We start from the raw sequence: 11,200 nt of genomic DNA on the forward strand, positions 1-11,200 counted from the left end.
GCTCCCGCCCTGGTCAGACCTGTTCCCACGGACCGAATTCGAGCAAAACGTCAATTGCTGTCTTACCGTCCTGCGGCCGAACGACATGTTCGAGGGCATAGACCCTCGATCCCTCCGCAGCGCGAGCGAGATCGGAAATACCGGGCAGAATGGTCGGTTCGGGTGGACCGCCCACACCACGATGGAAGTTCTCGATGGAATGCCCCAAATAGAGGACCCGTCCGCCGGGCGTCAGCCACTCCCCGACGCGCTTCAAGGTTGCGGCCAGATGGTCGACCTCGAGGTGAAGAAAGCTGACCAACACCAGGTCAACCAGCCCTTCCGGCTGCCACTCGGTCGCGTCGCCGACCTGCCAGTCGACAGCCTTGTCCCCGTCACTCGCCCGTGCCAGATCGATCGCCACCGACGAGTAGTCGACCGCAGTCACCGACCAACCTTGCCCAGCCATCCACCGCGCGTGACGGCCGTCGCCGCAGGCCAGATCGATCGCGGTGCCCGGTCTCAGATCGGAAATTCTTGTTGCGACGGTTCCCGCCGGGTCGACTCCCCATGGCTCCGTCGCCGCTCGGTATCGCTCGTCCCAGTCGCGTGCGTCCATGATTGCTCTCCCATATCCGTTTCACCGTTTCAGATCGGACGGTCCCCCAGCAGCATAGAGAACCCTCGAATGTGACAGATCGATACCCCTGGGGGTATACAGGGTGACGGACAGGAATACCCCCACCCGCATCAGGAGTGAAGATGTCAGCGACCAGAACAGTCACCGCGGACCCACCCACCCGAGCCGACGGCATACTTGCGCGTCTCGGTCGATCGATGGCGACTCACACCCGCCTCGTCGTCGGCGTCTGGTTGATCGCGTTGATCGCACTCGGCGCCGCAGCACCCAGCGTCTTCACCTCCCTGGCCGGCGCGGGTTGGCAGGCAAACGGATCCGAATCCGTGCAAATTCGCGAGTTGGCCGAGCAGCATTTCGGTGGAAATTCCTCCGCCGCAGTACAAGTGGTCGTTCACTCGGATTCTCTACCCATCACGGATCCGTCGATGCAGCAAACCCTGGCCGCGGCAACGGAAATCTTTTCCGCGGACCCTCGCTTCGGCGAAGTGATCGCCCCGCAGCCCGGTATGACCATCAGCCCGGACGGACATACCGGCATCATGGTCGCGGGCGCCAACGCGAGTACCGACGAGATGGTCAGCGCGGTAGACGAACTCGGCAAGAAGCTCACGGGCTTGTCCACCGACACGATCGAGGTGTACCCGACGGGTGCGTCGGCGTTGTGGAGCGATTTCAACAAGGCCAATCACGAAGCCATGATCAAAGCCGAAATGATGTCGTGGCCCGTCACTCTCGCGATCATGGTGTTGGCCTTCGGCTCCCTGGTTGCCGCGGGTCTACCACTACTGCTGACGCTTGCGGGCCTGGTCGCTTCGGCGGGCGGGCTTGTAATCCTCAACGAGATCACGCCGATTTCCGTGTGGGCCATGAACTTCGCGATGATGTTCGCTCTCGCGCTGGGCATCGACTACGCACTCTTCCTCGTCGCCAGGTTCCGGGATGCATTGCGAGCCGATCCGGATCCAAGGGCCGCCGTGGCTCAAACCATGGACACCGCCGGCAAGGCTGTGGTCCTTTCCGGCCTCACAGTTCTGGTCAGTTTGTCTGCGGTTCTCATCGTTCCAGCCCCGGCCGTACGCACGATGGCTGTCGGAATCATGCTCGCTGTGATCTTCGTTCTCGCCGCAACACTCACCCTGTTGCCTGCCGTGCTCGGCAGGATCGGCGCGAAGGTCAACGGCGGTTCTCTACCGTATGCAAAGCGCCAGCAGCACCGCTCCCCGATGTTCGCAGGTTGGGCATCATTGCTGCACAAGCACCCGTGGCCATTCGGCTTCGGCGCCTTACTCATCCTGATCGCACTCGTTGTTCCGGTCTTCGGACTGAAGGTGGCAATGCCCTCCATCGCCGTGGTTCCCGAGGACGCCCCGGTTCGCCAGGGCTATGAACTGGTGCAGCAGCAATTCGGGGACGGCGCCCCGGGGATGTTGCAGATCGTCACGTCCGCCGACGATGCAGCCGACACCTCACGAATTGCCATGAGCGTTGACGGCGTGGCCATGGTCACCCCAGCGCAACAAGCTGCCGACGGGTCCGATCTTGTTATGCTGCAAGCAGTTCCCACCGTCGACCCGTCAGATCCTGCGATGGAAACCATCCTTGCCGACCTTCGGTCGCAACTGCCGGAATCGGCGCTCGTCGGCGGCGCTCCGGCCGAAAATCTCGACCTTCAGCAGGCACTCGACGACTACCTTCCCATCGTCGTGGTCGTGATTCTGACGCTCGGATTCCTGTTGCTGCTGATCGCCCTCCAGGCGCCTTTGATCGCCTTGATCGGCACGCTGGTCAGCCTGCTGTCCACTGGGGCCGCATTCGGAATCGCGAAGCTGATCTTCCAGGACGGTCACGGAGCAGGCCTACTCGGCTTCACCCCCCAGGGTTTCCTCAACGGGTGGGGTCCGGTCTTCTTCTTCGCCATGATCTTTGCGATCGCGATGGACTACACCGTATTCCTGCTTTCGAGTGCCAAGGAGCACTACGAACGCACAGGCGACCCCGCGATCGCACACATCGACGGCCTCGCGCATTCGGGTCGGGTCATTGCGGCGGCAGCAGCGGTGATGGTTGCGGTCTTCTTCACCTTTGCGCTCGCAGATCCCTTGCCACCCAAGGAAATGGGCATCATTCTCGGCGTAGCTGTCCTCCTGGACGCAGTGCTCGTCCGCTTGGTGCTGCTGCCCGTTCTCCTACGCCTCACCGGCCGGGCAGCCTGGTGGGCGCCGGCATGGCTGCGTCGCGTCCTGCCGAACATCAGCTTCTCGCATGGCTGATCGTGTACCCGACATCACTGTCCTACTGATACCCCCAGGGGTATGATGGGGACAAGAGAAATCAAAGCCGGCGACAGTGACAGCCCACGACGAGGAGTGCGCAATGACAACACCCACAGAACCGATAGCGATCGCAACCAAGGTCACCGGAACCTTCGACGACGTCGTCACCCGCACACGTGGCGCTCTCGCCGAGCAGGGCTTCGGCATCCTGACCGAGATCGACATGCAGGCAACACTCAAGGCGAAGCTGGACGAGGACATGGAAAAGTACCTGATCCTGGGTGCCTGTAACCCGCCGTTGGCCCATCGGGCAGTTTCGGTGGATCGTCAGATCGGCCTCCTGCTGCCGTGCAACGTCGTCGTCCGCGAAGATACGACTACCGAGAATTCGTTCTTCGTCGAAGCGATGAACCCTGCTCTCATGGTTCAGGTTTCCGGCGAACCCGGCCTCGAGTCCGTGGCAGCCGACGCAGCCGTCAAGTTGCGCGCGGCCGTCGACTCGCTGATCTGACACCGCAGTCGGATCAAACACTGAATCAAGCAGTGACATGCCCCCAGGGGTACCCTTGACCGCAGCACGAACACTCGAGAAGGGGCCACCATGACCGGCGACGAAGAGAGCATTGCGCTCGTATTGAACAGACTGCGTCGTGCCCACGGCCAACTTGCCGGGGTCATCTCGATGATCGAGAACGGCCGCGACTGCAAGGACGTCGTCACGCAACTCGCCGCCGTGTCCAAGGCGCTGGACCGAGCAGGGTTCAAGATCGTCGCTTCCGGGCTGCGTGAATGCCTGAGCGGTGACAGCGCGGAAGGTCAGGAACCGATGACCGAGGCCGAACTCGAGAAGCTGTTCCTGGCACTGGCCTGAAACATGAGAAGGGCCTGACCTGCAGTTAGCAGGTCAGGCCCTTTCTCGCGTGCGGAAAACTACTTCGCCAGGAAGTCGATCAGCACCTTGTTCACGGCCTCCGGACGCTCGAGGTAGCCGTAGTGCCCGGCATCGGGAATCTCTTCGTACGACGCCGTCGCGATGCAGTCCGCCACCTCGCGGGAGAGGTAGGGCGGGATCATGCGGTCGTCGGCGAAAGCGACGGACAGGCACGGGCGCATGATCGACTTGTACGCACCCCGTCGATCGAAGGCGCGGTCCATACCGAGCTGTGCGCGAACACCCGGTGACGTTGCGCCGCCGGTGAACTCGAAGATATCCATCCAGTCGCGCGCCGAGTGATCGTCTGCCAGCGTGGCCGGCGAAAGGTTCATCACCGCGGTCACTGCGGCACGGTACTTGGCCGGCAGAGCGACGCCACTGTCGAACAACTGGCGCTCGCCCTCGGTCAGGACCTGCTGGAAATGATCCATCCGGGCGTGGCCGGCGAGGAACACTGCTTTGCGAACCAGATCGGGCCTGGCGAGCGTCAGTTCCTGCGCCACCCGGGCGCCCATCGAGGTGCCGATGACATGGGCCGGGCCGCCACCGAGGTGCTCGATCAGTCCGGCGGTGTCTGCGACCATGTCGGGCATCGTGATGCCGCCGAGGCTCTCGCCGGACGGTGCGATTCCGCGGTTGTCGAAGGTGCAGACTCGGTAGCCGGCGGCCACCAGCGCCGGGGTCTGGTGCAGATCCCAGACGCGGCCGGGGCTGCCGGTCCCCATGATGAGCACCACCAGATCTCCATCACCCTTGACCTGGTAATTGATGGGGATTCCGTTGATTGTGGCGACCGTCATGTCAGCCTTCCTCCTCGTACGTGTGATCAACAATTTTGGTTGGATAGCCTAAGCTGATGGGCGGTCGTGTGACCGCAACCCCAGCCCATGCTCGTCCAGGAGGACCCCCGTTGAGAGTCGCTACGCTCGGATACCAAACCTGGGGCCACCGTACCCTGCAGGCCTTGATCGACTCCGATCACGAGGTCGTGCTGGCAATCACACACCCGAAGAGCGAACACGTCTACGAACAGATGTGGGCGGACTCGGTTGCAGATCTGGCGGCCGAGAACGGTGTACCCGTTCACGTGGCGAACAAGCCTGACGACGCATTCAAAGCCGCGCTGGCCGAAGCAGCTCCCGACATCATCGTCGCCAACAACTGGCGTACCTGGTTGCCGGCGGAGGTCTTCGACGCACCGAAGTACGGCACCCTCAACATCCACGATTCGCTGCTGCCCAAGTACACGGGATTCTCCCCGCTCATCTGGGCTCTGATCAACGGCGAGGAAGAAGTCGGGCTCACGGCGCACCTGATGGACGAGGAACTCGATGCGGGCGACATCGTGCTGCAGCGTTCGACGACGGTCGGCCCGACCGACACCGTCACCGATCTGTTCCACCGCACGATCGACATGATCGGCCCCATCACACTCGACGCCCTGGATCTGATCGCGTCCGGCCGTACCGACTGGACGCCGCAGGACCGATCGCAGGCCACGTTCTTCCACAAGCGCGCACCGCAGGACAGCCACGTCGACTGGTCCTGGCCCGCCGAGGTCATCGAGCGTTTCGTCCGGGCACAGTCCGATCCGTACCCCAACGCTTTCGCCGAGTTCAAGGGCCAGCGCATCCGCATCCTGAAGGCGTCCGTCTCACGCGGGCACTACGGCGGAACCCCCGGCCGAGTGTTCATCCAGGAAGACGACGGCATGGTGATCGTCGCGGGCCCCGACGCGTGGTCGGGCAAGAACAAGGGACTGCGGATCGAGCGCGTCCGACTCGACGACGGCAGCGAGTACACCGCCGCCGAGTTCTTCCCCCACGGCGGCGGGTACCTCACCTGATCGCCGGATCAGACCCCCTCAGTACAAAACCCAGTACAAACCCCTCAGTCGCGACCTTCCCAGGCCGCCCACAGTTGTGCGTAACGCCCGCCCGCGGACACCAGTTCGCGGTGCGGGCCTTCTTCTACGATCTGTCCGTGTTCGAGCACGATCACTCGGTCGGCGCCCGCAGCCTGCGTAAGCCGGTGTGCGACAACCAGAGTGGTGCGGCCCTCCGTAGCGGCGTCGGCAGTCGCTTCCAGTTCCCGCGCTCCGGCGCTGCCCGCCTCCGCTGTTGCCTCGTCCAGTACGGCGACGGCGGGATCGGCCAACACCAGTCTCGCCAAAGCCAACTGCTGCGCCTGCGCCGCTGTCATCTCGTGTCCGCCTTCGCCGACGACGGTCAGCATTCCCTCGTCGAGAGCCTCCACCCACTCGTACGCGCCGACCGTCCGCAGTGCCGCGGCAACGTCCTCGTCCGAGGATTCGGGAGCCGCCAATCTCAGATCCTCGATCAGGGGTCCGGCAAAGACATGGACCTCCTGACTCACGATCGCGATGTGGCGTCGTAGGTCGTCGAGGTCGGCAAGCGGGACACCGCCGATCGACACCCGGCCCGACGTCGGAGTGATCGAACCGGCAGCGATCGCCGCGAGCGTCGTCTTTCCGGCTCCGGTCGAACCGACGAGCGCCACGCGCTCCCCCGCTCGCAGTGTGAGGCTCACTCCGTGGAGAACCTCATGACCACCGTCGTAGCTGTGCCGAATGTCATCCAGACGCAGCGAACCGTCGGCCGGAACGGAACCTGCATCCGTCGAAGGCTCCGTTTCCTCGATCTCGACGACGCCGACCAGTCGCGCGAGGCTGGCGCCGGCCGACTGCACTTCGTCGAAGGTGTAGAGCAGCGAGCCGATCGGGTTGAACAGGCGGTGGAACAGCAGGGCAGCAGTCGTCGTCTGGCCGACTGTCACGACGTCCTCACGGACCAGCAGGAATCCGACGACGAGAATCATGGACAGGCCCACGAATTCGGCGCGGTTACCTCGACCGGCGAACCTCGTGAACAGGCCGAACACTCCGACTGCCAGATCGCGCGCTTTTGCCGACGCCGCATCGATCTGCCCGAGGTGTTCCTTCTCGAGGCTGTACGCGCGGACCGTCTTCGCACCCTGGAGACTGCTGATCAGCGCTTGTGAACGAGCGCCCATCGCTACCCGCTCGGCAGCGTAAACAGGAGCCGAGCGTGGCAGGTACCACTTGAGCGCCAGCGCGTACATCGGCAGCGCGACCATTCCGGCCAGACCGAGTCGCCAGTCGAGTCCGAGCATGGTCACCATGCTCAGAGCCACGAGCAGAACCGCCGCGATCATGCCGGGAACCACGTCGGACACGGCCTTGGCGATCACCGACACGTCGTCGCCGACACGCGAGAGCAGATCGCCCTTACCGACCTTCTCGACGGTCTGGATCGGCAGTCGCAGTGCCCGGTCCACGGTCCGCTCTCGCAGATCCGCCAGGATCGTCTCACCGAGCCGCTTGATCAGATAGGCAGCCACACCGGTGAACACACCGCCCACGATTGCGGCAGCGGCGATGATCACGACCACCCCGACGATCGTCGACGTGGGCGCGTTGTCCCGGACCCGGTCGACCAGGACGCCGAAGACGTAAATCGGCACCAAGGCCATCGCCGACGCCGAAGCCGCGACGATCAGGACCAGCAGGCTCTGCATCCGGTGTTCGGTCAGCGCCGCCCGCAACCACTTCCAGGTCTGGCGACCACTCGCGATCGGCAACAACTCGCGCTCTGTCACCTTCTCTGCGTTCTCCCCGGCCGGCATTTCGGTTGTCGTGTCCGTGGCCGTCACCGCAGCACCGCTCCTCGGTAGTTCGCGTCGCCGCGAGAGAGTTCGGAATGTGTGCCCGTCGAGGCGATCACTCCGTCGTTCAACACGATCACCCGATCCGTCACGGCCAGCAAGGCGGGGCTGCTGGTGATCAATACCGTCGTGTGGATGCCACTGGCACCCTCGTGCCGCAGTTCTGCGATTCCTTCGGCGATCGATGCCTCGGTCACCGCGTCCACCGCCGTCGTCGGATCGTGCAGGACCATCACGGGTGGCTGTGCCACCAAGGCGCGCGCGAGGGCGACGCGTTGCCGCTGGCCTCCCGACAAACTGGCGCCCCGATCGGTCACTTCGAGGTCGAGACCGTCCGGATGTGCGTCGACGACATCCGCCGCTGCCGACGCCACCAGAGCACTCTGGATGTCGAGAGCAGCGGCATCACCGGCGCCCGCGGTGACGTTCGACGCAAGCGACCCGGAAAACAGATCGGTGATGTGCGGCTCCACCAACACCGTCCGACGTGCCAATCGCAAGTCCATGTCGGACAGGCTGATTCCGCCAACCCTCACCACTCCGCGATACGCGTCCTGCGCCAGCTGACCGGACAGGACCGCGACAAGGGCGTCGGCGTCCTGCGGCTGGTAAGCCACGACGCCCAGCAGTTCTCCGGCAGGCAGATGCAGATCGATGCCCTTGAGCGATTTGTACTCGACTCCGTCGAGAGTCAGGTCGGTGCCTTCGAGTTCGGTCTGCGAACCCGCGCCACGCAGTGGCTCCGCGTCCAAGACCAGTGCCAGTCGATCCGACGACGCCCGCGCCACCGCGAAGTATCCGGGAATGGACGCAAGCAAGCCGAGCGGTTCGATGATGAACTGCGCAAGCCCCACCACGGTGATCAGTTCACCGACCGTGATCCGGCCCTGCAACGCGAAGTATCCCGCGAAGCCCGCAACACCGACCGCGAGCAACGCACTGACGGTCGCGGCAACGCCGGTGTAGATACCGGTCGCCTTGGCCGTGCCGATCGTCGATGCGAGCGCTTGACGGCTGACCGTGCGGTAGCGCGCCGACGCGGTCTTCTCGCCGCCGACACCGCGCAGCGGACGCAATCCGCTGACCAGATCCGTAGCCATCGCCGACGCCCGAGCGATCGACGCCTGCTGGCCGGTGGCCCTCGACGTGATGAGAGGCGCCGCCAATTGCAGCAGACCGAGAATGACCGGCGTTCCGATCAGAACGGCCAGCCCCAGCCAGAGGTCGATCCACACCAACGCCACCGCCGACGCCACCGCAGCTGTCAGGGCCGCAGCGGCGCGCGGGACGATGTCCGCGATCCACGAAGTCTGCTCGGCATCGGATGTCGAGACTGTCAGCAATTCACCCGAACGCAGATCGGTGCGCACCCCACGCGGATCGAGGACGCGGTGCGCCACCTCGAGCCGGAGGCGATGAGCCTCCTGCTGCATCGCGGTGACGATGAAGCGTGCGCCGAAGCGCCAGGCGGCCGTCAGAACGAGAAACAGAGCCGCGAGACCGACGATGGAGACGATCAGGGCCGTGGTGTCCGAAGTCTCCACCGCACGGTCGATGATCACACCGATGGAGATCGGCACCGCCGTCTCGGTCAGTTGGTGCAGACAGACCAGAACCGTGCCGATGGCGAGCGGGCCACGGTTACGGACGAGGACACGTCGCAAAATCGCAGCACCGCTGTGATTGCCACTATCCGGCTCGTCCGAGTCGACGGTCACACTCGAGGGGGTCGAACTCATGGAACTCCAAGCATCGATGGAAGCGATAAAGTTGAGTACAGAGATAAGTAAGTCGACCCTAATACATGAGCAACTAGCGTCGACACGCCCAGTTCTCATAGAGTCGCGAGTAAGAACCATTGCTTGCGCCGTGCAGGCAAGCACGAGAGGAACATGATGGCTGAGAACACGACCGTCGAAACCGAGATCGCGGACGAGGACCTCGAGCCCGTAGCGGACGAAACCGCTCGTCAGGCACAGCGCGTCGTCGCTGCCTACGCGGAAGATGCCGACGAGTGCAGGATGCTGCTCTCGATGCTCGGTATCTCCCCCGCCGCCAAGCTCGACTGAATCTTTCCCTCACCGACCGAGAAGGAACCACGTGCCTGTCAGTCCGGATTCGACCAGTTCAACCCTTTCTGACAGCGCACCTGCTTCTTCGACCGGTGAAGCCGTGTCCGGGCAGGCTGAGTTCGTTGTCGTAGCGAACCGCCTGCCCGTCGACTTGGAACGGCTTCCCGACGGCACCACCCGCTGGAAGCGAAGCCCCGGCGGACTGGTCACCGCTCTCGAGCCGATCCTGCGCAGCAATCAGGGCGCGTGGGTGGGCTGGGCGGGGGTGGCGGACGCCGAGCTCGACCCCATCGTCGAAGACGGACTCGAGCTCTACCCCGTGCCGCTGAGCGCCGAGGAGATCAACGAGTACTACGAGGGATTCTCCAACGCCACCCTCTGGCCGCTCTATCACGACGTCATCGTCAAACCCGAGTACCACCGCGAATGGTGGAACGCCTACGTCGAGGTGAACCGGCGATTCGCCGAAGCCACCTCCAAGGCAGCGGCACAGGGCGCGACAGTCTGGATCCAGGACTACCAGCTGCAGTTGGTACCGAAGATGCTGCGGATGCTGCGCCCCGACCTGACCATCGGCTTCTTCCTGCACATTCCGTTTCCCCCGGTCGAGCTGTTCATGCAGATGCCGTGGCGCACCGAGATCGTCGAAGGCCTCCTCGGCGCCGACCTCATCGGCTTCCACCTTCCGGGTGGCGCACAGAACTTCCTGTACCTGGCCAGACGCCTTGCCGGGCAACAGACTTCACGTGGAACCGTCGGCGTCCGCTCCAAACTCGGTGTGGTGCAAGTAGGTTTCCGTAGCGTCCGCGTCGGCGCCTTCCCTATCTCCATCGACTCCGGCAAGCTCGACGAGCTCTCGCGCACCAAGGCAATTCGAGACCGCGCCAAGCAGATTCGCAAAGAACTCGGAAACCCCAAGCACATCATGCTGGGCGTCGACCGCCTCGACTACACCAAAGGCATCGACGTCAGGCTCGCTGCGCTCCACGAACTTCTCATGGAGAAGCGCATCGATCCCGCCGACACCGTCATGGTGCAGTTGGCGACCCCGAGCCGCGAACGCGTCGAAAGCTACGTACAGATGCGCGGAGACATCGAGCAGAAGGTCTCCCGGATCAACGGCGAGTTCAGCGAAGTCGGCCGCCCCGTCGTCCATTACATCCATCGGCCGATCCCACGCGACGAACTGGTCGCGTTCTTCGTCGCCGCCGATCTCATGCTCGTCACGCCGCTGCGTGACGGCATGAACCTCGTCGCGAAGGAATACGTCGCCTGCCGCAGTGATCTGGGTGGTGCATTGCTGCTCAGCGAATTCACCGGTGCCGCAGCAGAACTCCGCCAGGCATTCCTGTGCAATCCTCACGACCTCGACGACGTCAAGGATTCGATGGAGAAGGCCCTCAATCAACCGCGCGAGGACGGCCGGCGCCACATGCGTGCGCTACGTCGTCAGGTCCTGACGCACGACGTCGACCGCTGGGCGCGCTCGTTCCTCGACGCGCTCGCACACGGCGGTGCCGCAGGCCCGGCGCTGATCGCCCCGGCCGAAGCACAAGACCACTGAGGACAGTGCACAAAGGCTGAGGCCGCGGAGAGT

Annotated in this window: 10 protein-coding genes; 6 read left to right on the forward strand and 4 right to left on the reverse strand. The window is 63.9% G+C overall.

Translation table 11 applies throughout. The features are described from left to right. Window positions 1–13: 13 nt before the first annotated feature. Window positions 14–598 carry a class I SAM-dependent methyltransferase gene (locus ABH939_RS11270; RefSeq protein ID WP_391590378.1) on the reverse strand — a complete coding sequence of 195 codons (585 nt, stop codon included), beginning with the start codon at window positions 596–598 and terminating at the stop codon, window positions 14–16. Window positions 599–741: 143 nt separating this feature from the next. Here ABH939_RS11270 and ABH939_RS11275 point away from each other — a divergent pair, with 143 nt between their 5' ends. From ABH939_RS11275 to ABH939_RS11285, 3 genes are all read left to right on the forward strand, one after another. Further along, window positions 742–2,889 (forward strand): MMPL family transporter, encoded by a 2,148-nt coding sequence (locus ABH939_RS11275; RefSeq protein WP_082893156.1) that lies wholly within the window; start codon window positions 742–744, stop codon window positions 2,887–2,889. 103 nt (window positions 2,890–2,992) lie between these two features. Further along, window positions 2,993–3,403 carry a DUF302 domain-containing protein gene (locus ABH939_RS11280; protein ID WP_003945447.1) on the forward strand — a complete coding sequence of 137 codons (411 nt, stop codon included), beginning with the start codon at window positions 2,993–2,995 and terminating at the stop codon, window positions 3,401–3,403. 90 nt (window positions 3,404–3,493) lie between these two features. Further along, window positions 3,494–3,763, forward strand: coding sequence for a metal-sensitive transcriptional regulator (locus ABH939_RS11285; RefSeq protein ID WP_007734349.1), 270 nt, complete (start codon window positions 3,494–3,496; stop codon window positions 3,761–3,763). A gap of 59 nt (window positions 3,764–3,822) precedes the next feature. Here ABH939_RS11285 and ABH939_RS11290 read toward each other — a convergent pair whose 3' ends face one another. Beyond that, window positions 3,823–4,626, reverse strand: a complete 804-nt coding sequence (locus tag ABH939_RS11290; RefSeq protein ID WP_003945829.1) for an alpha/beta fold hydrolase — start codon at window positions 4,624–4,626, stop codon at window positions 3,823–3,825. 110 nt (window positions 4,627–4,736) lie between these two features. Here ABH939_RS11290 and ABH939_RS11295 point away from each other — a divergent pair, with 110 nt between their 5' ends. Further along, entirely contained in the window at window positions 4,737–5,672 is a 936-nt protein-coding gene (locus ABH939_RS11295) for a methionyl-tRNA formyltransferase (protein WP_007734348.1), read from the forward strand. A 44-nt stretch (window positions 5,673–5,716) separates the two neighbouring features. Here ABH939_RS11295 and ABH939_RS11300 read toward each other — a convergent pair whose 3' ends face one another. Together ABH939_RS11300 and ABH939_RS11305 are read right to left on the reverse strand one after the other, a co-directional pair. Then, window positions 5,717–7,492 (reverse strand): ABC transporter ATP-binding protein, encoded by a 1,776-nt coding sequence (locus tag ABH939_RS11300; protein WP_042920544.1) that lies wholly within the window; start codon window positions 7,490–7,492, stop codon window positions 5,717–5,719. 23 nt (window positions 7,493–7,515) lie between these two features. Next, window positions 7,516–9,270, reverse strand: a complete 1,755-nt coding sequence (locus ABH939_RS11305) for an ABC transporter ATP-binding protein (protein ID WP_404649630.1) — start codon at window positions 9,268–9,270, stop codon at window positions 7,516–7,518. A 156-nt stretch (window positions 9,271–9,426) separates the two neighbouring features. On the opposite strand from ABH939_RS11305, the gene ABH939_RS11310 reads away from it, so the two are divergent. Together ABH939_RS11310 and ABH939_RS11315 are read left to right on the forward strand one after the other, a co-directional pair. Beyond that, complete coding sequence (locus ABH939_RS11310) at window positions 9,427–9,600, forward strand: hypothetical protein (protein WP_164490548.1); 174 nt, start codon at window positions 9,427–9,429, stop codon at window positions 9,598–9,600. A gap of 103 nt (window positions 9,601–9,703) precedes the next feature. Then, on the forward strand, window positions 9,704–11,167 hold the full coding sequence (locus tag ABH939_RS11315; RefSeq protein WP_085989962.1) for a trehalose-6-phosphate synthase: 1,464 nt from the start codon (window positions 9,704–9,706) through the stop codon (window positions 11,165–11,167). Window positions 11,168–11,200: the final 33 nt, after the last annotated feature.

The organism is Rhodococcus sp. 27YEA6 (assembly GCF_044908235.1).
Classification (GTDB): domain Bacteria; phylum Actinomycetota; class Actinomycetes; order Mycobacteriales; family Mycobacteriaceae; genus Rhodococcus_F; species Rhodococcus_F qingshengii.

Bases quoted from the DNA above. Each gene is read 5' to 3' on its own strand.
- ABH939_RS11270 (WP_391590378.1), bottom strand. From the start codon at position 598: ATGGACGCACGCGACTGGGACGAGCGATACCGAGCGGCGACGGAGCCA.
- ABH939_RS11275 (WP_082893156.1), top strand. From the start codon at position 742: ATGTCAGCGACCAGAACAGTCACCGCGGACCCACCCACCCGAGCCGAC.
- ABH939_RS11280 (WP_003945447.1), top strand. From the start codon at position 2,993: ATGACAACACCCACAGAACCGATAGCGATCGCAACCAAGGTCACCGGA.
- ABH939_RS11285 (WP_007734349.1), top strand. From the start codon at position 3,494: ATGACCGGCGACGAAGAGAGCATTGCGCTCGTATTGAACAGACTGCGT.
- ABH939_RS11290 (WP_003945829.1), bottom strand. From the start codon at position 4,626: ATGACGGTCGCCACAATCAACGGAATCCCCATCAATTACCAGGTCAAG.
- ABH939_RS11300 (WP_042920544.1), bottom strand. From the start codon at position 7,492: ATGCCGGCCGGGGAGAACGCAGAGAAGGTGACAGAGCGCGAGTTGTTG.
- ABH939_RS11305 (WP_404649630.1), bottom strand. From the start codon at position 9,270: ATGAGTTCGACCCCCTCGAGTGTGACCGTCGACTCGGACGAGCCGGAT.
- ABH939_RS11310 (WP_164490548.1), top strand. From the start codon at position 9,427: ATGGCTGAGAACACGACCGTCGAAACCGAGATCGCGGACGAGGACCTC.